Here is a 22729-nt window from a genome sequence, read left to right on the forward strand (position 1 = left end):
GATTTATTGGTTACTATTCTTTATAGCCAGTTCTGCGTGTCCAGGCTGACGGAGAGGCAGAAGCTCTCGCATTCGTCGAAAACTTCTGCAGATATTCGTCCAGTTGCTCTGCCGGATTCACCACTGGACCGCCGTGGCATACCTCCAGCCGCACAGGCTTCAGCTCGCGAAGAATGACACTGCTGCTGATCGCTTCCCCCATATCTGCCGTGAACATCGGCATCGGCTTATTCAGCCTTCCCTTCTTGGAGGTGAACAAATCTCCAGCCAGCAGCACGCCATCCTTCTCATGATAATACACAACATGGCCTGGAGAATGTCCTGGCGTCAAGTAAGGCTTCAACTTCCCGAAGGGCAGCAATTCTCCACTATCGGATTGCGGCAGCGGCACAGCTATGCCTGGAGCGACTGACTGCGCTGCCCTCTTGCGGCCTGGATAAGGAAGCTCCCCCTCCATATAGGGCATCTCAATGCGATGGGCATATACCGGCACTTTCCGCTGCTTCAATATACCTGCAAGCGAGCCAACGTGATCCGAATGGCCGTGCGTGAGAACAACAGCTTTAAGCGGGCCCCATTGCAGCTTATCGATTGCCGCTATGATCCCTTTCGTCATCAATGAAATTCCACCGTCGACCAGTATGACGCCATCCCCGTCCTTCACAATCCAGACATGAATCGGAATAATCATCCATGATTTCAAGCTCCAAATATGCTCTGATATCTGTACGATTTTCATAAAGGCAGCTCCTTAAATTTATTAATAACCATTGGTTACTAACCGTTGGTTATAAATATATCCAACTTCTTAGCCCTTGTCAATGCTTATTGACATGCTTATTGGCATGCTTATTGACACCTGCTGACACCTGCTGACACCTCCTTATTGACACCAGAGCACTATAGTCTTGTTGCTTCATCATTTGCTGACACTCCATCTACTAAACTTCTGCTTCATACAATGGAGCTGTGGTGAATATATAGCAGTATGCCGAACTGAAAACGAACTCTAGGAGGAGATTCATTCGATGAGAAGTCCACGTTCTGCTTATACACTATGGAATATCGTCGGGGTTGCAGCGGTTATCGCGGTTAATATGCTCGCCGCATTGCTTCCTCTCAACGGCCAAACAACAGGAGAGCTTTCCGACAAGCATCCCGTATTAATAACGCCTGCTGGTTATGCCTTCTCAATCTGGAGCGTTATCTATGTGCTGCTGATCGGCTTCGCCATCTATCAGGCGACACGCACCGGAAGGAGAAAGGGGATCGCTGCCAGCATCGGACCTTGGTTTCTCATCAGCTGCCTATTGAATATGGGATGGATTTTCCTCTGGCATTATGAATACGTAACGAGCAGCGGGTTTATTATGATTGCGCTTCTGCTCACACTCCTCGTCATTTATCGCCGAGTCCAGAAAGCTGGCTATATCCTTACATTCGGAGAGCGAATATTCGTACAGCTTCCTTTCAGCATTTATCTGGGTTGGATCAGCGTCGCAACAATCGTGAACCTGAGCATTGTGCTGGACAACGCGGACTGGAATGGGTTCGGACTATCGGATACAGCCTGGGCCGTCATTATGCTTGCAGTCGCAACACTGCTTGCACTGACCAAGGGATTGCTCCACCGTGATCTCTTCTACATGCTGGTCTTTGTCTGGGCATTCATGGCCATCATGATCAAACAGGAGAATCATCAGGCAATTGTTATTACTGCATGGATAGGCGCCATTCTATTAACTGTCGGTGCGGGGATTGTCGGAATTAACAAATTCAGACAAACTAGAAATATTGCGAAATTGTAAAGAAAGCGGAGGAAATTGTAGAAATGAGGCGGAATAATTGCTATTTTGATAAATAATTGAGTTTTCTGAATATTTACAATATTTAAAATGACTTGTACACTAGGGCTATATCATTCAAGACGTGCTTCTTCCCAGTTAGGAGCAAGCATGCTGACCTCGAATAGGATGGATGATATGACTACACCGAGAGGGGATAGTCCAATGGATCAAGTAAGCGAAACATGTCCCTTGATTGATGAAAGAAAGGAGTTAGCAGGCAGGTAACCTTGCTTGCGGGGCATGTGGGTACACGAGCAGATAAGGACGAAGTCTTTCGATGATGAGTATTTGGTTCACAGGATAATGAAAAAAATTAATGATGCAACGGAAGTTGTCTGAATGGAGTGCAAGCAATAATTGAATAGAATAATAGGATTTACATAGGAGATTTGGTTGTCAGCAGACAAGCAAATCTCCTATTTTATGCTGGTTGCCCGTTCTCTGAGAAGGATTCACTCGAAAAATGTCGAATACATGATCCCAGCATATTCGACAGGAGAGATTGCAGCAAATATGGAACTTCAGCCCTCATACAGATACTCATCAACGCAACTAAAGAAAACAATGCTCCTTCTACTTACCACTATGGCTCTCAGCCTCCCCCTCCTTTTCCTTGCCATTGCGCCTCTGACAGCAGATGCAGCGGCAGCCAAGCCCATTGTCAATCCTAAGCAAGTGTATACCTATGCACAGATGTCCAAAGATCTTCAAGCGCTAGCTGCCCGTTATCCGGACCTCATCCAGCTCGGCTCTGCCGGTCTAAGCGAGTATGGACGCAAGATATGGACCGCCGATGTCGGCCATGGACCTGCAATTGTGATGCTGAACGGCTCGCATCATGCCCGCGAGTGGATTACGACGATCACACTCATGATGCAGATCGAGCAGTTGGCCCGGGATGAGGAGAAATCCGCTATCGTGAGAGGTTATCAGGCTGGCGACTTGCTTCAGCGGGTTACCTTTCGGTTCGTACCAATGGTCAACCCCGATGGCGTTATTCTGCAGCAATCCGGGCTGACTGCTTTTCCCGCCTCGGCGCATGCTTCCTTGATTAAGATGAACGGCGGCAAAAGCAATTTCAAACGATGGAAGGCCAATGCGAAAGGCATTGACCTGAACAGGCAATATCCAGCAGGCTGGGACAGCATTCGCAATCCGGGCTCCGCGCCTTATTACATGAATTACAAAGGGACACAACCGCTGCAGGCCAAAGAGGCGATAGCGATGTACGACCTGACAAGAGCGTCCCAGCCAGAATTATCTCTCGCCTACCACTCATCTGGCGAAATTTTATACTGGAATTATAAGACCAAGGCAGAGAATGTTTATCGCGACAAGCTCATTGCTTCCGCTTACGGGAAGCTGACAGGCTATCGGCTCATCGCCCCACAAGCCAATCCCTCCGGCGGCGGCTTTACGGACTGGTTCATTACCGAATTCGGACGTCCTGGCTTAACACCGGAGCTTGGACGAACAGCCGGGGAAACACATGTGCCGCTATCCGAATGGAGCTACAATTGGAGCAAACAGAAGAATACCATTTGGTTCCTTGCAGAAGAAGGCTACAAGCTATGGATGGCGCGTCAGCAGACTACGAGCTATGACACAGATTTTCGACTGACGAGCGCGGAGCGCAGTTATACATGGCCGGATTTGAAGTCCAAGAAGCTTGGTATCGTGTATCCCGGCCGTTATAAAGCGGTCAGACAAAAGGGAGATTGGATAGAGGTCCAAACCGCTCACGGCGTCCAGTGGATTTCGACGAGGGCAGTGCTGGCAGGACCTTTCGAGCCACTCACAAGTACGACAGCTGATATTGCAGCGGGAACTGCGGCGTACCTTTCACCGCTGCAATCCTCCAAGACAGCGAATGCTGCTGCTTTAGCCGAACAGACAGTGACACTGCTGGACAAATGGAACGAATGGCTGCTCATCACAGCTAAGGAAGGCGTATTCTGGATTCGGGAAGCGGACGTAGCAGCGGCGAATCCGCCGTTGTAGCCACTGCTTTCCTCCCTCGCGCTGCTGCAAAAGTACAGCAGTTTATGGGAAAGCGTCATTTCATCATTACCCAGCTCAGCCGAAGAGTAGTCTGCGATGTATTGCCATCTGTAAGAAGGTTTTTCAGGCTTACGGCGCGATTCATCCTACTTTTTCGTGCTGTAACACGTTTTTTCCGCCTTACAGCTACAGCGAAAAGCAATGTATGACGCTTTCTCATACTGTAAGAAGGTTTTTCAGGCTTACGGCGCGATTCACCCCACTTTTCCATGCTGTAAAGTGGTATTTCCGCCTTACAACGAATGGTTTATAACGAATGGCTGGATTGGCTTTTTCAGCGGCATGAATAGTACAGGAAATGAACCCGAAACACGCTGATTACGCTGCTGCTGGCGGCAGCAGATGTACTTATGCGAATTAGTAAGTAACTCCCATCCCAACTCACCTATTCATTCTGGGGTGAATTCATAGACGTCACGAGAGTTTTTGCAGCAATGTCGGTATTATGCGGCTGTTTTGGCTGCAGCAACTGTATTTTTGCAGCAGCGCTTCCATCTCCCAATTGTCGCGATCGCGGCAATAAGGGCCGATCAAACCCGTGATCGACATGACCGCGGAAACAAGCGATACTGTGCCACAATAACAAAGAGGCTGTTTCATCAGCAGCAACCTGCCGATGAAACAGCCTCTTATTTTCATGACCTATCATTATTCCCCTGATAGACTGCTGTCTTTCAGAATAACATCATGCGCCCCGCCCTCGACGATGCTCGTCGCGGAAACTAGTGTAATACGCGCTGTCCGGTGAAGCTCTTCGATTGATGTGGAGCCGCAATTGCACATCGTCGACTTTATCTTGTGAATCGTACGGTCCAGATTCTCCTGCAATCCGCCGGCGTAAGGAACATAGGAGTCAACGCCTTCTTCGAACACGAGACTCTCCTTGCCGCCTGTATCATACCGCTGCCAGTTGCGCGCACGGTTGGAGCCTTCTCCCCAGAATTCCTTCACAAAATTCGTTCCAACCTTAAGCTTCCGCGTCGGACTTTCGTCAAATCTGGCGAAATAACGTCCCATCATGACAAAGTCAGCACCCATCGCCAGAGAAAGCGTGATGTGGTAATCGTGCACGATCCCTCCGTCCGAGCAGATCGGAACGTAGATGCCGGTTTCCCTGTAATAATCATCGCGCGCAGCAGCAACCTCAATGAGCGCTGAGGCTTGTCCTCTGCCAATTCCTTTCTGCTCCCGCGTAATGCAGATAGAACCGCCGCCGATTCCGACCTTGATGAAATCAGCGCCCGATTCAACGAGATAAAGGAAACCCTCGCGATCCACAACGTTGCCCGCTCCGATCTTTACGTTCGTGTTCGCCTTCACATATTGGATCGTTTCCCGCTGCCATTCACTGAACCCGTCCGACGAATCAATAACGACGACATCTACGCCTGCCTCAGCAAGCGCTGGCACTCGTTCCATGTAATCCTTCGTATTGATGCCCGCGCCAACGATATAGCTTTTGTTCTCGTCCAGCAGCTCGTAAGGATTCTCCTTATGCGCGTCATAGTCTTTGCGAAATACAAGATAGTCGAGCTTCTGCTCCTTGTCCACAATTGGCAGGCAATTCAGCTTATGCTCCCAGATCAGGTCATTCGCTTCCGACAACGTAATGCCGGAAGTACCGTAGAACAACGATTCGAACGGCGTCATAAATTCGCTAACTTGTTTAGTCAGCGCATCTCGGCTAATTCTGTAGTCGCGGCTCGTCACGATGCCAAGCAGCTTGCCTTGAGGCGAGCCATCATGTGTAATCGCAACAGTAGAATGGCCTGTTCTCTCCTTGAGCTCCAGCACATCCTTAAGGCTATGGCTTGGCGTCAGATTGGAACGGCTTACGACAAACCCTGCCTTGTACCCCTTTACCTTCCGCACCATCGCAGCCTGATCCTCTATCGATTGCGATCCGAAGATGAACGAAATCCCCCCGCATCTGGCAAGCGCAACTGCCATTACATCATCGGATACCGCCTGCATAACAGCGGATGCGAATGGAATGTTGAGCGAGACGGACGGCTTCTCTCCAGCACCAAACTTGACAATCGGCGTTCTCAGGCTCACATTGCCAGGGGTACATTCCTTAGTCGTTAAATTCGGCACGAGCAAAAATTCACTGAACGTGCGTGACGGCTCCATATAGTAGAAAGCCATTCTCTCTCATCCTCCTTGGATTCATTTGTAGGTCGAATAAATTCCCAAAATCATATCACATGGTTCGAAATCAATCAACCACTCCGCGCAAGCAGCTCCAGCGCCTTATTCCGTTGAGGATCTTCCGCATGGTATTTCTCGGATAGACGCACAGTCAGCTTGTAAGCAGTCCGGTCATTCGTAATGCCTGTCGCCGGCAATGATTCAGCCCGTTGAAAAGCCTTCACCGCTTCCACAGTCGCCGCATCATAAACGCCGCGCTCTGTCAGCTTGAGATATGCCAGCGTCTGCAGCATTTGCTGCACCGTATCTACTTTCTCACCGTAATCGCCCTGCTCCAGCTTCAAGCCCGCAGACAGCATCGGCAGCTGTGAATAAGCGGGCGCTTCGACTAGCACCGTCGGATCTATTCCCTTCTTGTGTATCCATTGCCCATCCGAGGAACGCCATTGCGCCTCGGTCAGCTTGAGGACAGAACCATCGCTCAGCTGGCGAAAATTTTGCACAATTCCTTTACCGAACGTCCGCTCCCCGATAATCTCTGCATGAGCGGACGCCTTTAATGCAGCTGTCAGCACCTCGGAGGAGCTTGCCGAATGCTTGTCGACCAAGACGGCAAGCGGCAGCGTCCACGGCTTCTTCCCTTCTGATTTATGCGTAATGACACGCTTGTCACCTTTATAGACGACCTGAACAATAACCTCATCCTCGGGTACGAAACGGCTCGCAATCTCAATCGTCGGATCAAGCAGTCCGCCCGGATTGCTGCGGAGATCAAGCAGCAGTGATTTCATCCCCTGTTTCAGAAGTGAATCCAGCGCTTCATTGAATTCTTCGTCCGTCTTCTCTGCGAAACGACTGATGATAATTTCCCCGACCAGATTATCCTTCATTGCATAAGTAACTGTATGTATAGGGACCGCTCCGCGTTTAACCGATATTTCAAGCTGTTCCGCCTGCTGCTCACGGCGTATCGCCAGCTTGACTGTCGTTCCCTCCTCGCCCTGGACCAGCTTCTTCAAATCTGCCAGCGAAAGTCCTTCAGCGGCCTTGCCGTCAACCTCCAGAATTGCATCCCCGGATTTCAGTCCTGCCTTCTCCGAAGGCGCCCCCTTGATCGTCTCTTCAATGATGAATTCGCCATCCTGCTCTCGAATCTCCACCCCAATGCCGACGATATGATCACTATATGATTGCACATACTTCTCGCCGCTGTCGCCAACGAGATACACGGAATAAGGGTCCTCCAACGAAGCTACCATTCCCACCGCTGCTCCATCGACCAGATCCTTGGAATCTGCCCCGTTAAGATAATTTGCCATAATCTCATCATAAGTGAACGCCAAATTGCGAAAAGCGGAATCCTGCATCATCGGATATTGCAGCAGCATGGAATAGCGGCCCCCCGCGAACCCAATCACACATGCCGCAGCTATAATTAACCCTACCTTCACACCCTTGCGCTGCTTGACCGCACTCTCGCTAAACATACTCATTCCATCTCTCCGTTCTGCCCTGAACAATCTGTATATTGAGGTATTTCTGACAAGGATTTCTGGTTACCGTTATCACTTTATCTTATTCGAGTCAGCGCTGCAAGCAGCCCTCTGATGAACCCTCAATACCCCCACGAGATAATACTTGTCCGCTTATCCCTTTAGGAGTACAATCAATGAAAATGAAAATAGAGAGAAGGAGCAGGAGAACTCAACATGTACAAACTAATCGCAATAGATATTGATGATACTTTATTGACTGATGACCTGATTGTCACACAGGGAACGAAGGATGCGCTTGCCGAAGCTATCCGCAGCGGTGTCTTCGTAACACTGGCAACTGGCCGGATGTTTCCTTCCGCCAAAAAAATCGCCGATCAAATTGAACTCAATGTTCCAATTATTACTTATCAAGGCTCGCTCGTAAAGACGCTGCTAGATGAGCAGGTGCTTTATGAGCGCAGCGTACCGCTGGATGCGGCCAAGCAGCTGCTGACCTTTTGCCTGGAGCGCGACCTTCATCTGCAGCTCTATGTGGACGATATTCTATATGTGCGGGAGGATAATCAGAAGGGGCGCGATTATGCCGCATTGACCAACATACCATTTGTTATAGAGCCTGATCTCGACAAGCTGATCGCAATGCCCTCTACCAAAATGCTCATTATCGACGATCCGGCCTATTTGGATGAGCTGGCCACTCAACTGGCCCCGCTAATTGGCGACCGGGTTCATATTACGAAATCCAAAGCTCATTATTTGGAGTTTACCCATAAAGAAGGCACGAAGGGACATGCCATTTCGTTCATGGCAGCACATATCGGCTGTTCAATGGATGAGGTTATTGCAATCGGAGATTCCTGGAATGATCATGAAATGATCGAGGCGGCCGGACTAGGCGTTGCTATGGACAACGCTGTTCCCAAACTGAAGGAGCTCGCCAACTACATAACGAAATCCAATAATGACGAAGGCGTCCGGCATGTCATCGAGAAGTTTATTCTGAATCGGGCCTAGCTGCTTCATGAGCATCTAATGGATAAAATTCCGACTATACGGTGACATAGGTTGCAATCGCAAGCGCAATCGAAGTCAATGAGAGGGCGGCAAGCGCTTTGAGCTTGGCCGCTCTTATATTTCGCAGGCTGACATTCAATCCGAGCCCCACCATAGCCATCGTCAGCAGCAATGTCGTCAAGCTCGACACCCCATCCATGATGCCGGCTGGAATAACAATGAATTCCCCAATAACATAGCTGCCGAGCAGGCTCATCGCAACGAACCCGAGCAGAAACCAAGGGAACTGGATAGCGGCAGCTGATTCGACTCGCGCTTCCTGCTGCTGGTGTTCCTGCTTCTGTTGCGCTTCCTGCTGTTGCTGGTGCTCCTGCTGCTCACTCCTTCTCCTTCTTCCTCTCTCCTTGCTTCGCATCCACATAATAAGCACCAGACTTAGCGGCACAAGCAGGAATACACGTCCCAGCTTCGCCAGCAGAGCGATAGCCAGAGCATCTCTTCCCGCTGGCGCTGCCGCCATCGCAGCATGGGCAATTTCATGCAGACTTGCGCCCGCCCATATCCCGTACTGAATATCTGTCAGGCCGGCGATGGGCCGCAGTACACTATATCCAACCGCGAATACAGTGCCGATTAATGCAATCATGCCAGCGCTGACAGCAGTATCCTCCTCATTGGACTTCAGGATCGGGGACACAGCGGCAATCGCAGCAGCGCCGCATACACCAGTGCCGATACCGAGCAGCAGAGATAGCGAGAGGTCTGCTTTGAACCATTTGGCAAGCAATAAGGTCAAGCTGATCGCGAATAGTACAACGAGAACATCACGAAGGAGCAAGCCGATACCTTGCTGGAATATAACACCAATGTTCAGCTTGAGGCCGAACAAAATAATAGCGAGCCTTAACAGATTTTTGCTGGAAAATTGAATGCCTGCGCGAAATCGCTCTGGATATCCGCATAGATGACGATAAGTGACAGCCAGCAGAATCGCGCATGCCATGGGGCCGATAGCAGCCAGTCCATTCAGGCTAGAAAGAGCGAATCCGAGCAAAGCAAGCAGCAAAGTAAAGCCAACACCGCGCGCAGCTTCCAGCGCATGTTGTTTCGCTGCATCGCGGCGGCCCGTCGGCCACATGCCGCCCGAGCGTGCAGTGCTTGGCGTCACATGACGGTGGTCAACCACATATTTGATATGGCCTTCGGCAATGCCGTTATTTTCATTGTGTCGGTTTGATTCTGAGGTTGTATATGTGGCCGCCATGCTGATCACCCTTAGTTGTGTAAGATTCCTCTTATCTTATGTCAATTGCATGAATAAGAAAAATAATTCATAATGATGATTATCATAAGTAATCAGTTATGAATAACGATTAGGGGGCTGAGGGCGAGTGGATCAAGCACTGTTCGTATTTGTTGCTGTTGTAGAACGTGGCAGCTTCACCCGCACTGCGGAGGAGCTTCATATGACACAGCCCGCAGTCAGTCAGTATATTGCGGCCCTTGAGCGCACATCAGGAGCCAAATTGTTAGAGCGGACCAACAAATATATCCGCATGACCAAAGCGGGAGAAATCGTCTATCATCACGCCAAAGAAATTATTGGATTGTACGCCCGCATGCAAAATTTGGTTGATGATTTGAGTCAAGTTGCAAGCGGCGGCATCTCAATCGGGGCCAGCTATACGTTTGGGGAGTATGTTCTTCCACATGTTATAGGCAGACTTCGCGACCGTTATCCGCTTATCAGGCCTGCCATCACAATCGGGAATACGAAGGAAATCGCCGAATTGATCACTCATCATAAAATAGATGTCGGTATTATCGAAGGAGAGTACGAGGACAAAAAGCTGCTCATTCAGCCTTTTGCGGAAGATATTATGGAGGTTGTAGTTGCAGAGAATCATCGACTCCATAGTGAAAGCAGGGCAACTTCCAAGGAATTGCAATCGGAGACCTGGATTGTCAGGGAATCCGGCTCAGGAACAAGAGAGGCAACTGATCGCTTATTCGCCCAGCTTCAACTCCTTCCCGCCAGCGTGATGGAATTTGGAAGTACGCAAATTATTAAAGAATCTGTAGAAGCGGGGCTCGGAATTACGCTGCTCTCCCAGTGGGCTATTCGGAAGGAAACCGCACTAGGCACACTGCGAACAATCCCAGCAGAGGGAACCCCAGTCACCCGCCAATTTTCCCTAGTCACTGGCGTCGCTCCTTATCATACGAAGGCTGCACAGCTGTTCATCGATCTGCTGCAGGAGGGAGAGTGGGCAGCCGGCAAGCTTTTGCGATGATCGTTGTAGGTAGCTGAAATCTCCTTCTTCATCAGCCCCAACTATCGGTTGCCAGCGACAATGGCTGCCACGACTCCCACCCGGTAAGCATACAAAAAAGACTGTTCTTTCGCCGCATGAAGAGCATATCAGCTTAGGAACAGTCTTTTTAAATTTATTATGCTACCTTATTAGATAAGAATATCAATTGCTCGGGAGTCATTATCTCTCCTTGCATGGTTCACATGCTGCCCCTTCTCTTCTGCCTGTTTCCGGACGAGCTCCATAATCTTTGCTCGCAGCATTTGTATTTGCAGGTCAAGGCCAGTAATCTCCATCCTAAGCACTTCTACCCGCTTCTTCTTGATTTCTTCCGTGTCCTTGCCCGTCACCACTTCAGCGACTTGCTTTAGAACGACAATTTTCCGCTTCTCAAGCTGACGGATCTTGGCCTCGATTTGGCTGATGCTGCCCTCTGCTCCAGAGGAGGCTTCAATAGAACCAGTACTAGCCCCGATTGAAAAGTCGGATGAAGAAGCTGATGAGATATTCATGAAAGACCCTCCCTGGACAGAATGCGCCTGTTAGATTATGTCATTTCATCATAGCTGATTTCGTGATATTTTACAATCCCGCAAGCACCTGATACCAGATTCCCTTAGGCGAATAAAGCGTCTCACGCACATTATCCCAGCCGCCAAGGTAGTGAATATCGAACAGCTCCTGAGGCTGCGCATACCGATCCTTCACTTCCTCATTAACGATCTCATCTACAGGCCGGAAGCCCCGCTCAGCGAATACCTTCTGCGAGTCCCTGCTGTGCAGAAAATCGATGAATGCCTCTGCAATCTCGCGAGTGCCGTGCTTATCCACATTGGCGTCTACGACCGCTGCCGGATTCTCGATCAGAATGGTCGAGCTTGGTACGACAATCTCGTAGGGAATGCCCTGCTTGATACGTGCGAGCAGCTCGTTCTCATAGGTCACGATGACATCGCCGACACCATATTCGAATGCCGCCATCGAAGCGCGGCCGCTCTTGTCGAGAGACTCTACATTGTCGTGAACCCGAACGAGAAAGTCTTTGGCATATGCATGGTCTTTCTTGCCTGTCTCTGTCTCCGACTTCTTCAAGCCGGCGCCATAGATCGCATTGATGTCCCATTGCGCGCCGCCGGATGTCTTGGGATTGGGATACAGCACCTTCACCTTATCGCGGGTAAGATCCTCCCAGTCCTGAATCTTCTTGGGATTGCCTTCCCGAGTTCCAATCACGACGATTGAGCGGGTAATGATGCCTTGACTGGGCTTTGATCTCCAATCATGCGAGATGAATCCCGCCTTCTCAATCTTGTCGAGGTCGCCTTCCATCGCCAGTATCGCGACATCCGCCTCGAACCCGCCAGCAATAGCTCTGGCTTGCGTTCCCGATGCCTCGTAGGATTCCTGGAATACAACCGTCTGTCCCGTCTTCGCCTTCCACTCGGCCTGAAATTGCGGGAGCAGCTCACCGAATGCATCCTTCACGACAGAGTAGGCTCCAATGACCAACGTCACATCGCCCTTCGCTGCCGGTTTGCCGTCCCCGTTATCCGCAGGCGTTCCTTCGTTATTCCCGCATGCCGCAGCAGTCAGCAATACAAGAGACAGAAGCACTGCTGCCGCGAATCGACCACCCTGTGCCAAATAAGATTTCATCGAGTATACACAACGCTTTCTCATAAGCAAATTAAATATGGATAGGCATCGGATCTACCTTCAGCCTATTCTCCATAATCCACGTATCGCTATCATTGAACAGATAAGCGCGATGAATGAGCACCGTTACTTCATCGCCAGGCTGAAGCACATCCTTCTCCAGGGACCGGTAAGTAATCAGCTTGATATCGCCAACCTGTACCTCAACCATCCATTCGCTGCCTCGGAAATGCAAGTGCTTCACTGTACCCTGAAACGTCGCCGATGGCAGACGGAACTCGCTTAGCTTCCCGATCTCAATATACTCAGGCCGGATCAGCGCCTGTGTTCCAGGCCAATTGGCCGCTTCCTCAAAGCCCTTCAGCCGCTCGATGTTCTCAACGATCGTAGATTCGCCGATGAAGCTTGCAACAAACTGCGTCTGCGGATTTTTGTATATTTCCCAAGGTGATCCCTTCTGCTCCAGACGGCCCTTGTTAATAATCATAATCTCATCCGCTACCTCGATGGCTTCTTCCTGGTCATGGGTAACGAAGATCGAGGTAATTCCGACGCGCTCGATCATATCCTTCAGCCAAGTACGAAGCTCTGTACGAATCTTCGCGTCAATCGCCGCGAACGGCTCATCGAGCAGCAGCAGCTGCGGCTCCGGCGCAAGCGCGCGCGCGAAGGCGACACGCTGCCGCTGTCCGCCGGACAATTGATGCGGGTAGCGATGCTCGAAGCCCTTGAGACCCGTCAGCTCAACCAGGGACATGACCCGTTCGCGGATAAACTCCTTCGATTGCCCCTTTACTTTAAGGCCGAAGGAGACGTTGTCATAGACCGTCATATGCTTGAACAGCGCATAGTTCTGGAAGACGAAGCCGATCCCTCTCTCCTGCGGAGGCAGATCATTCACTCTTTTGCCATGAAAAATAATATCGCCTGAGCTCGGAGATTCCAGCCCTGCCAGCATGCGCAGAATGGATGTTTTGCCGCCGCCGCTCGGTCCCAGCAGACCGATAAGGTGACCCTTCTCTATCTCGAAACTGACATCATTAACAGCCTGAAAATCACCGAATTGCTTTTTTAATCCGCGCACCTCGATATGCATCGTTTAATGCACTTCCTTTCTCTTTTTCGCCCATTCCATAAGAAGCAGCAAACCGACCGAGAAGGCCGCCAGCACAAGTGCAATGCTGTTCGCCGCGATCACGTTGAAGTTCTCTACATCCTGATAGACTAGCGTTGTCGCTGTCTGTGTCTTATTCATTATATTGCCCGAAACGACGAGGACGGCTCCAAATTCTCCAAGCGAACGGGCGACCGTAAGCACGACCCCGTATATAACGCCCCAGCGAATCGAAGGCCAAGTAACATGCCAGAAGGTATACCAGGAATATGCGCCCAAGGTTGACGCCGCTTCCTCCTGCTGAGAGCCAATCTCCTGCAGCACGGGCATAACCTCGCGGACCATCAGCGGGAATGTAACGAACAACGTCGCCAGAATCATGCCCGGCAGCGCATAAACCACCTTAAATCCGATATCCTCGAAGAACGCGCCCATAATAGAGCTCGGTCCCAGCAGCAGAACGATCATCAGTCCGCCGATAACCGGCGATACCGCGAACGGCAAATCAACGAGACTGTTCATAAACTGCTTCATCCGCTTGCCGATCCAGCCCGCACGGACGAGGTAAAGTGCCAGCATAACGCCGAACACGGTATTAATTGCCGTTACGACGACGACGATAATGCCGGTCATCATGAGGGCGTGCAGCGATTGCTTGCGGGATAACGCTTCGACGAAGCCGTCCCAGCCCTCTTCCCATGCGCCGGTGAATATTTTGATAATCGGAATGATCAATAGAATGATAAAGACAAGGTACGTAAGTGTAATCCACAGCTTCTTCATTTGTCCAACCTCCTCGATTGAATGAGGTTGACGACCCATAGAATGAAGAACGAGAGGGTGAGCAGCAGTACCGATACTGCCGCCGCGCCTTGCGGATTGTCACTTTCGATTTCGCCAAAAATATAGACGGAAGCAATCAGCGTCTTGCCCGGTATGTTGCCCGCTACAAGAACAACCGCGCCGAATTCTGCAAGCGCCCGCGAGAATGCGAGCATCGCCCCGCTCAGAATTCCTGGCAGGATCGTTGGGAATATGACCTGCATGAACGTTCGCGATGCCGAAGCGCCCAGCGTGTAGGCCGCCTCCTCCTCAGACTTGTCGAGCTCCTCCAGCAGCGGCTGGATGGCGCGAATGACGAAGGGAAAGGTGACGAACAGCATAGCGATGACAATCGCCGGCTCGTGAAACACAATCTCAATACCGAATCTCGCGGCAATATCGCCGACGAAGCTGTTCGGTCCAAGCAGCAGCAATATCATTAACCCGCCGACAGCAGTCGGCAGTGCGAATGGCAAATCTACAAGACTGTTAAGCAGGCGCCGTCCCGGAAACCGGTAGCGAACGAGAACCCAGCCAATCATTGTGCCCAGCAGCACATTAATAACGGTGGCAATAACCGACAGCTTGATCGTCAGCAGCACCGAATTCCATGCAAGAGGATCAGTGACACTGTCCCAGAATGGCTGCCAACCAAGCGAGAACGATTGGGTATAAATTCCGATAATAGGCAATACGATAAGTACAATAAAATAAAGCATGATCGTGGTACGGAATCCGAAGCTCCACCACTTGCTCCGCAGCATAAGATTCAAAGCCTAGTTACCCCCTGACGCTTTCCTCATGGAATCGCGCTAATTCCTATTAATTTACTCGGTATTGATAATGTAGCAGATAACAGCCTGTCTAGTCAATCCTTGTCATAAGAAAAAATAATGACATCTATTTGAACTTTTGAAGAAGGGGCGTCGGTGAGAATGCAAGAACGGCCGTCCAGAAGTCCGCAGACAGATTCAGCAACATAAAACGGACATTCCCCATCAATAGGAAATGTCCGCCAGCATCATTTGCCGTTCTCTTATTTGTTCTGCGCCAAAATAATATCCACCAGTATATCGAGCTGCTTTTCCAGATTAAGCCCGTCATTCATCCAGAACTCGGTCATATCCAGCATATAGACATGGTTGTTTTTGACCGCATCAAGGTTGTTCCACAACGAGCCCTCCATAATTTCCTTGGCCCGCTCACTGCCGCCGTCCGGCTCGTACACGGTGACGAACATATGGTCAGCCGCATATTCCGGCACCACCTCCAGCGAGATATCCTTGCCCTCTCCGGTTGCTATGACCTCTTCATTCACTTTGGCCTGCGGAGTCAGCCCGAACATCTCCAGCAAATTGTATCCGGCATCTCTTCCTTTGGGCAATACCCAGAAGCTCTTCGCCCAGATGGAATAGCTGCCGACCGTTTCGTCCGGCCCGATCGCCCCGGCTATCCGTGCTTTCGCTTCGGCCGCTTTTTCCTTATACCGTGCAATAAAGGCCTCGGCTTCCGCTTCCTTGCCGATCAGACCACCAATCGTCTTCACCTGATCCAGCGGATCTGTTCCGGTAAAGCCGAACCAAGGAATAGCCACCGTAGGCGCAATCTTCACAAGCTGCTCGACCGTCTCCCCTGGAAGATAGCTCGGCACGATAATAAGGTCAGGCTCAAGGTCCATAACCGCCTCCACGGATACGTCGCCGACACTGGTTACGCCGCTAAGCTCCTCCTTGAGCAGCACGGAATTATCCAGCGCAATCGAGCCTGCGCCCACCGGCGTTACGCCAAGCGCCAGCAAATCGCCGAGAAATGTAATGGCGACGATCCGCTCGGGATTGACAGGAACCTCGATATCGCCGTTTTCCGCTTTGTATATTTTGGTTTTCGGAGCTTCCGTTTGATTGCTGCCGGCTTCCTGCTTCGGCTTGTTGTCTCCGTTGCCGTTGGCCGAGCCTGCTCCCGAGCCTCCATTATTGGACTGGTTTCCCCCGCATGCGGCAAGAATGAGCGTGAGCGCAATCATGACTACGCCCAGCTTTAATGTTTGTTTTGAAAAAAGCATCGTTTATGACCCTCCTAATATAGTGATAATGATTATCATTATCTATTATCATTTTATCAGGCTGCGGGTAATTGTCTATGCCTTAAAGTCATTCCTTTCATGCACAAAATGGACATATGCCGGGAAGCGCCTACTTGCGGGACAGAAACAGCTTCGTCTGAATTTCCAGCTGCTTGCTCAGCGAATACACATCGAATGGATAAAAAAGCTGCTTATCCACCCGGTATATGCGATTGTTGCGGTACGCCGGAATCTGCTTCCACACCTCATGCGCCAGCAGCCGCTCCGTCTCTGCCCGGTCCTGCACTGCCGAGGAGACGCTCACGATCATATGATCGGCCGCATAGTCAGGCAGCTTCTCCAGCGGCAGCGACCGCACCCTTCCTCTGCCCAGCACATGCTCCTGAATAATGGCCGGAGGAGTCAGACCCAATGATCGGTACAGATTGTAGCCGCCTCTGCCATGGAACTCATTGAGAATCCAAATGCATCCATTGCCGATTTCGTAGAGGGCCACCGTCTCCTCCAGCGAGACCGCTTCAGCGATCAGCTCCTTCGCCCGCATAGCCTGTTCCTCATAACGCGAGATGAACGCCCTCGCCTCCTCCTGCCTGTCGAGAATTTCCGCCAGATCCTTGAAGCGCTCGAACGGATCGCCGTATTGAACGACCAAAGTCGGAGCAACCTTCTGCATTCCTTTAATTAATTGCGGATACAGCCAGTCCGAGGCAATAATCAGCTCCGGCTCCAGCTCCAGCATCGAATTAACCGATGTGCGGCCAATATCAGGTATTCCCTCCAGCTCGTCCTTCAAGAGCTTCAGGCTGTCCAGCCCATAGGGAAATGAGGCCCCTACAGGCTTGATGCCAAGCGCCAGCAGATTGCCGACCCAATCGTAGACGACAATCCGTTTAGGCTGCCCTCCGTATGCGGAAGGCGCAACTCCTACAACCTGCTTGAACTTCCTGCTCAAGTACAGGCCATTGGAATAGCCTACATCACGGGCAATGTCGTTCAAGGTTCGGCCTCTGCTTAGAAGAAGCTGCTCCTTCGCCTTGTTGATGCGGAGGTTCGTCAAATATTCAGAGAAGCCGAAGCCTGTTTCCTTGCGGAACAGCGAGGAGAAGAAGCGAGGGTGAAATCCCGTCATCGCGGCGATAGACTCCCTCGTAATTTCCTCCTTGTAATTTTGCTGCATATAATCGACCGCTGCCTGTATCCGCTCATTAGGCTGGCCGCTCTCTCCCCCCGGCTTCCCGCCGCTTATCATGAGCTGCAAAATTTCATGCAGCCGCATGTTCATCCCGATTTCCCCGCCGTCATCAGCGCTCTCCATCAGCTTCGTCAATTCCTTCATTATCATTATGATCCGGTAAGTGGGGGAGGGCTTGTCCAGCGGTCCGTCCGGCTGCCAGGACGTTCTCCTCTCGCGGTACAGCATAGGCTCGCCTGAAGGCGAGTCTTCCTCCAGAATGTGAAAATGAACAAGATGAAGCACCAGATCATGCTTGGGAACTGCTTTGATTTCCAGCATTCTGTCCGGATTGCACATAAACAGGCTGTCCCGCTGCGCCAGCCATTCCCTGCCATCGATATGCACCTCTCCCTTGCCTCCGGTAACGGCAATCAGCATATACGTCTCCGTCCACAGTCTGAAGCCCGGATCATCCGCGAGAATATTCAATTGCTGCGCCGCTCTGTATGAATAAAGATATCTTCCCATATCTGCTCACCTTGCTCCGTCAAGTCTCGAATCTCTGCTTCAATCATACCAATCACCTGCTGCCCGTGTAAAATAACCCGCTGCGGCAGCAGCAAAAAGGCCAGCCCCAAATTCGGCTGGCCTTACCCGACACTATTCCGCTTCCATCTCATACTTCGTCTCGCCTGCCGTAATGATGGCTTGGCCCTGGGTTACATCCGTCATCCAGGCGACGAACCGTTCCGCGTCCGGCGCTTCGGGCAGGCAAGTAAGAATGACCCTGTCGGTGAAATTCGTCTCGCCCACCTTGACGCCCCGGGCATGAAGCTCATTTTCCAGCTTCCCGTACCACGTATAATCGACATCTACGATGATTTCGCGGTGAAGCGTGTACTGGACTGGCTCCGCCGCTTCAATGGCGGCAACCGCCCCGTCCGTATACGCCCGGATCAATCCGCCCGCTCCCAGCATAATGCCGCCGAAATAACGCGTGACAACGATGACGACATTTTTGAGTCCCTGATGCTTGATGACCTCAAGGATGGGCTTGCCCGCTGTGCCGCTCGGTTCTCCGTCATCCGACTGCTTCTGGAATTCGTCACGCTCGCCTACCATATAAGCCGAGCAGTTATGGGTCGCATTCCAATGCTGCTTCTTGATCTCTTCAATGAAAGCGACCGCTTCCGCTTCGGATTCAACAGGTTTGCCATATCCAATAAATCGGGATTTCTTGATGATGATTTCCTTGCTCGCCATCTGTCGCAATGTGCGATATTTATCCAGCATCATGCATGCTCCTCAGGAGGAGATTTATACCGCCGTTATACGGCTAGCCGATTAAAGACGAGCTTCCAGCTCCGCCTTCTCCTTCTCGAAGCCAGGTTTGCCGAGCAAAGCGAACATATTCGTCTTGTAAGCCTCCACACCCGGTTGATCGAATGGATTCACGCCCAGCAGATAGCCGCTGATGCCGCAAGCCTTCTCGAAGAAATAGACGAGATAGCCGAACGTATAGGGTGTCATATCAGCAATGTTAACGATAAAATTCGGCACTTGACCGTCCGTATGCGCAAGCAGCGTGCCTTCGAATGCTTTTTTGTTCACGAAATCCATCGTTTTGCCAGTGAGGAAGTTCAGGCCGTCAAGATCGCCCTCGTTATGTCCAATAACGATTTGCTCGGCAACGTTGTTCACCTGAATGACCGTTTCAAAAATATTGCGGTTGCCCTCCTGGATGAACTGACCCATGGAGTGCAGATCCGTCGAGAAATCGACTGCAGCAGGGAAAATGCCTTTGAAATCCTTGCCTTCGCTCTCTCCGTACAACTGCTTCCACCATTCCGAAACAAAGTGCAATGCCGGCTCGTAGTTAACGAGAATTTCCGTCGTCTTGCCTTTGCGGTAGAGCGCGTTCCGGGCAGCAGCATATTGGTAGCTTTCGTTCTCAGCCAGATTAGGGTTGCTGTATTCCTTTGATGCGTCAGCAGCGCCCTTCATCATCGCCTCAATGTCGATGCCGGCAGCAGCGATCGGCAGCAGTCCCACAGCTGTAAGAACGGAATAACGTCCGCCTACATCATCCGGAATGACGAAGGACTCATAGCCCTCTTCCGTTGCGAGCTTCTTAAGCGCCCCTCTTGCGCGGTCTGTTGTCGCATAGATGCGTTTGCGTGCTTCGGCTTGGCCGTATTTGGCTTCCAGCGCTTCACGGAATACGCGGAATGCAATAGCCGGCTCGGTCGTCGTGCCGGATTTGGAAATCACATTAATCGACCAATCGCGGCCTTCCAGCACCTGCAGCAGATGCGTAACATATGTCGAGCTTATATTGTTGCCTGCGAACAGCACTTGCGGCGTCTTGCGCTGTTCCTTGGTTTGAATGTTATAGAAGGAATGCGACAGCATTTCAATTGCCGCGCGCGCTCCGAGATAGGAGCCGCCAATGCCGATGACGACCAGCACTTCGGAGTCGGATTGAATCTTCGCTGCGGACTTCTGGATACGCGAGAATTCTTCCTTGTCATAATTAGTCGGCAGATCGATCCAGCCCAGATAATCAGATCCCGCACCCGTTCCATTGTGCAGCTGATCATGAGCCAGACGAACCTGGTCCGTCAAATAATCGATCTCGTGCTGCCCTACAAATGTCAACGCCTTGCTGTAATCAAACTTTACGGCTTTACTCATAATGATGTGAAACCTCCCGAAAAATTTTTAGCGCTGCTTGTGCCAGAATACCTCGCGAGCAGACAGGACAAGCAGAGCCTCGTTGCATATATGTACGCCTTGCATTGCTCAGAGACTTTCTCGCTGATGCTGTAGCGGCTCATGCAAGTCCCCATAGACTGTCCTTTTTTTACCTAGCATTAGGATAATGGATTTCCGACACAAAAACAAGGCAATGACAGGGATAGACTTGGAATGGTCACTAAACTGCAAGGATGCTGTGTTATGATAAAGCAAGTGAAATATAAATCGGAAACAAGGAGATGTATCGAATGAACCGAATCGGATTTATCGGGCTTGGCGTCATGGGAGCTCCGATGGCTGCAAATTTGCTTCGCAAGGGCTATCAGGTCACAATTTACAATCGCACACCCGGCAAAGCAGAGGAACTTATTGAATTAGGCGCAGATAACGCCGAAACTCCAGCGGCCGTTGCGCGAGCAGCGGAGCTTGTCATAACGATGATCAGCAACGACGATGCCATTCGCGAAGTCTATTATGGACAGAATGGTCTTCTCAGTGAACTGATGCCAGGTTCTATTATTATAGACAGCAGTACAATCTCTCCTTCGCTCGCGCGCGAAATTGCCGGGGATACCGCTGCACGATTCGCTGATTTCCTCGATGCTCCTGTCACAGGAAGCAAGCCAGCAGCAGAGAACGGCACGCTTGTATTCATGGTTGGCGGGGATCCCGCTGTTATGGAACGATCACAGGAAGTATTGCTCGCTATGGGACGCAAAATTATTCATATGGGGCCAAGCGGGAGCGGAGCAACTGCTAAGCTTGCGCATAATACAGTGGTCGGCATTAATGCCGCCGCCTTAATTGAGGGTATGACGATTGCAGCAAGCGGCGGCATAGATGCTGCGGCCTTCCTTGAACTCGTTGGCTCTGGCGGGGCTGCGAGCAGATTCACCGAGATGAAAGCGCCCAAGCTGCTGGAGCGTGATTTCAGCGTGCAATTCTCCCTGTCGCTTATGTTGAAGGACCTGCGGTTATCCTCCGTCCTCTCCGACAATCTCAAGACTCCAACCCCTGTCCTTGAAGCAGTCAAAAGCGTGTTCCAGGCCAGTGAATCGATGGGAGTAGGCGATCTGGATCTCTCTGCCCTGGCATACTGCTACGAGCAATGGATTGGCAAGCCTATCACATCGCACAGCAATAACGAAACAGCAGCAGCATTAGCACTTGATGGAGCTGGCCATACTACTCAGGATGATAATCAGAGTGACCGCAGGCGAAGCGGCCGGCTCAAGCTTCATATCCCGCTCGTATTATCGGTATACCAATGGGAGCAGGAAGGTTCTTTCACCGGCCAACCGATTGACGGTATCTTATGCGATCTTTCCGACAGCGGCCTGCAAATTTCATCCGCCTCACCGCTTGAGCGCGATATGTTCATTCACATTCAGTTTCCCAAGGACGCTGGCCTTCCGCCTGTCATGGGCCGCATCATTCGCATCGAAACGATCGATGGCGCATTCCGATACGGCTGCCTGCTTGCTGGATTAGCCCCCTATCAGCGCTTGCTGCTGGAGGATTATATTAATAGACAGAGCAAGATCGAATAGAAGACGAGCAGGAAATGAAAAAGAAAGGAGGTTTGTCCCATAAGTAGATTTCTACTCATGAGACAACCCTCCTTTCATTTGCGCAGTCGTCGCCGAAGCTGCTCTCTTTCTCCCCGCCCGCTCAAATTCCAGGCAGCTGCTGCAGAACACATCATCCGTGACCAATTTGAGGCAGCTGCTGCGATGGGCGCGTTTTGAGAAATTGGCGCAAAAATACAGTTGTTTCCGCTGTTCGATCATCGAATCGAGGGAACAACTGTATTTTTGCAATTGCGCTCACAGTAGTTTGAATATAGCAGGAACTCTGACTCCCTGTCTGCAACTATTCAGCGATGTAAGAACAGCAATAATCCGTAACGGTCTCCACTTGAAGCTTGAACTTCGCGTTGGCAGGAACGATAAACTCGCCTTGACCGGAGATCGTAATCCACTCGGATTCGCCTGGCAAAAGCACCTTCAAATCGCCTGCAGCAATTTCCATTATTTCCTTCACGTCTGTGCCGAATTCATACTCGCCCGGCATCATAATTCCGAGCGTTTTTTTCGTTCCGTCAGCGAATACAACCGTACGGCTCGTTACTTTTCCATCAAAATAAATATTGGCTTTTTTCACGACTGTTACATTCTCGAATTGTTGGGACATCGTTCTTGTAATCTCCTTATAGTTAAAATGGTGCAGGGCCAGCTGC

The 22729-nt window shown here is 50.9% G+C and carries 20 protein-coding genes; 5 read left to right on the forward strand and 15 right to left on the reverse strand.

Translation table 11 applies throughout. From position 1 onward, the window contains the following. Nucleotides 1-13: 13 nt before the first annotated feature. Nucleotides 14-739, reverse strand: coding sequence for an MBL fold metallo-hydrolase (locus L6H65_RS00970; protein ID WP_236338402.1), 726 nt, complete (start codon nucleotides 737-739; stop codon nucleotides 14-16). 289 nt (nucleotides 740-1028) lie between these two features. Here L6H65_RS00970 and L6H65_RS00975 point away from each other — a divergent pair, with 289 nt between their 5' ends. After that, a complete protein-coding gene (locus L6H65_RS00975) occupies nucleotides 1029-1808 on the forward strand; it encodes a TspO/MBR family protein (RefSeq protein ID WP_236338405.1) in 780 nt (259 codons plus the stop codon). A gap of 552 nt (nucleotides 1809-2360) precedes the next feature. Continuing rightward, nucleotides 2361-3848 (forward strand): M14 family zinc carboxypeptidase, encoded by a 1488-nt coding sequence (locus tag L6H65_RS00980; protein ID WP_236338407.1) that lies wholly within the window; start codon nucleotides 2361-2363, stop codon nucleotides 3846-3848. A gap of 474 nt (nucleotides 3849-4322) precedes the next feature. Here L6H65_RS00980 and L6H65_RS00985 read toward each other — a convergent pair whose 3' ends face one another. From L6H65_RS00985 to L6H65_RS00995, 3 genes are all read right to left on the reverse strand, one after another. Then, nucleotides 4323-4547: a hypothetical protein gene (locus L6H65_RS00985; RefSeq protein ID WP_236338409.1), complete on the reverse strand. Its 225-nt coding sequence runs from the start codon at nucleotides 4545-4547 to the stop codon at nucleotides 4323-4325. A 9-nt stretch (nucleotides 4548-4556) separates the two neighbouring features. Continuing rightward, nucleotides 4557-6056, reverse strand: coding sequence for an IMP dehydrogenase (locus L6H65_RS00990; protein ID WP_236338410.1), 1500 nt, complete (start codon nucleotides 6054-6056; stop codon nucleotides 4557-4559). Nucleotides 6057-6130: 74 nt separating this feature from the next. After that, entirely contained in the window at nucleotides 6131-7552 is a 1422-nt protein-coding gene (locus L6H65_RS00995) for a S41 family peptidase (RefSeq protein ID WP_236338411.1), read from the reverse strand. 216 nt (nucleotides 7553-7768) lie between these two features. Here L6H65_RS00995 and L6H65_RS01000 point away from each other — a divergent pair, with 216 nt between their 5' ends. Then, a complete protein-coding gene (locus L6H65_RS01000) occupies nucleotides 7769-8569 on the forward strand; it encodes a Cof-type HAD-IIB family hydrolase (RefSeq protein ID WP_236338412.1) in 801 nt (266 codons plus the stop codon). A 34-nt stretch (nucleotides 8570-8603) separates the two neighbouring features. Here the strand turns inward: L6H65_RS01000 and L6H65_RS01005 are convergent, their stop codons facing one another. After that, complete coding sequence (locus tag L6H65_RS01005) at nucleotides 8604-9707, reverse strand: YeiH family protein (RefSeq protein WP_236338532.1); 1104 nt, start codon at nucleotides 9705-9707, stop codon at nucleotides 8604-8606. 253 nt (nucleotides 9708-9960) lie between these two features. Between L6H65_RS01005 and L6H65_RS01010 the strand changes: the two genes are divergently transcribed. Continuing rightward, nucleotides 9961-10863, forward strand: coding sequence for a LysR family transcriptional regulator (locus L6H65_RS01010; protein WP_236338413.1), 903 nt, complete (start codon nucleotides 9961-9963; stop codon nucleotides 10861-10863). Nucleotides 10864-11033: 170 nt separating this feature from the next. Here the strand turns inward: L6H65_RS01010 and L6H65_RS01015 are convergent, their stop codons facing one another. The 9 genes from L6H65_RS01015 to L6H65_RS01055 all read right to left on the reverse strand — a co-directional run bounded on the left by L6H65_RS01015 (nucleotide 11034) and on the right by L6H65_RS01055 (nucleotide 20427). After that, nucleotides 11034-11396 (reverse strand): FlxA-like family protein, encoded by a 363-nt coding sequence (locus L6H65_RS01015; RefSeq protein ID WP_236338414.1) that lies wholly within the window; start codon nucleotides 11394-11396, stop codon nucleotides 11034-11036. Nucleotides 11397-11466: 70 nt separating this feature from the next. Further along, a complete protein-coding gene (locus tag L6H65_RS01020) occupies nucleotides 11467-12540 on the reverse strand; it encodes a sulfate ABC transporter substrate-binding protein (RefSeq protein WP_236338415.1) in 1074 nt (357 codons plus the stop codon). A gap of 31 nt (nucleotides 12541-12571) precedes the next feature. After that, nucleotides 12572-13636 (reverse strand): sulfate/molybdate ABC transporter ATP-binding protein, encoded by a 1065-nt coding sequence (locus L6H65_RS01025; protein WP_236338416.1) that lies wholly within the window; start codon nucleotides 13634-13636, stop codon nucleotides 12572-12574. Between the two features lie 3 nt (nucleotides 13637-13639). After that, the gene (locus L6H65_RS01030) at nucleotides 13640-14437 is read right to left on the reverse strand and encodes a sulfate ABC transporter permease subunit (RefSeq protein ID WP_236338418.1); all 798 of its coding nucleotides are present in this window, start codon (nucleotides 14435-14437) and stop codon (nucleotides 13640-13642) included. Continuing rightward, nucleotides 14434-15240: a sulfate ABC transporter permease subunit CysT gene (gene cysT / locus L6H65_RS01035; protein ID WP_371877614.1), complete on the reverse strand. Its 807-nt coding sequence runs from the start codon at nucleotides 15238-15240 to the stop codon at nucleotides 14434-14436. The genes L6H65_RS01030 and cysT overlap by 4 nt, the downstream gene beginning before the upstream one ends. Before the next feature lie 272 nt (nucleotides 15241-15512). Beyond that, nucleotides 15513-16538, reverse strand: a complete 1026-nt coding sequence (locus L6H65_RS01040; protein ID WP_236338422.1) for an ABC transporter substrate-binding protein — start codon at nucleotides 16536-16538, stop codon at nucleotides 15513-15515. Between the two features lie 130 nt (nucleotides 16539-16668). Continuing rightward, entirely contained in the window at nucleotides 16669-18261 is a 1593-nt protein-coding gene (locus tag L6H65_RS01045) for a helix-turn-helix domain-containing protein (protein ID WP_236338424.1), read from the reverse strand. 132 nt (nucleotides 18262-18393) lie between these two features. Beyond that, nucleotides 18394-19026, reverse strand: a complete 633-nt coding sequence (locus tag L6H65_RS01050; protein WP_236338533.1) for a YigZ family protein — start codon at nucleotides 19024-19026, stop codon at nucleotides 18394-18396. 51 nt (nucleotides 19027-19077) lie between these two features. Further along, nucleotides 19078-20427, reverse strand: a complete 1350-nt coding sequence (locus L6H65_RS01055; RefSeq protein WP_236338426.1) for a glucose-6-phosphate isomerase — start codon at nucleotides 20425-20427, stop codon at nucleotides 19078-19080. Between the two features lie 311 nt (nucleotides 20428-20738). On the opposite strand from L6H65_RS01055, the gene L6H65_RS01060 reads away from it, so the two are divergent. Beyond that, nucleotides 20739-22040, forward strand: coding sequence for an NAD(P)-binding domain-containing protein (locus tag L6H65_RS01060; RefSeq protein WP_307728289.1), 1302 nt, complete (start codon nucleotides 20739-20741; stop codon nucleotides 22038-22040). Between the two features lie 322 nt (nucleotides 22041-22362). On the opposite strand, the gene ppnP is transcribed toward L6H65_RS01060, so the two are convergent. After that, nucleotides 22363-22683 (reverse strand): pyrimidine/purine nucleoside phosphorylase, encoded by a 321-nt coding sequence (ppnP, locus tag L6H65_RS01070; RefSeq protein WP_236338427.1) that lies wholly within the window; start codon nucleotides 22681-22683, stop codon nucleotides 22363-22365. Between the last annotated feature and the right edge of the window lie 46 nt (nucleotides 22684-22729).

The sequence above is a fragment of the Paenibacillus plantiphilus genome (genome assembly GCF_927798095.1).
Classification (GTDB): domain Bacteria; phylum Bacillota; class Bacilli; order Paenibacillales; family Paenibacillaceae; genus Paenibacillus_Z; species Paenibacillus_Z plantiphilus.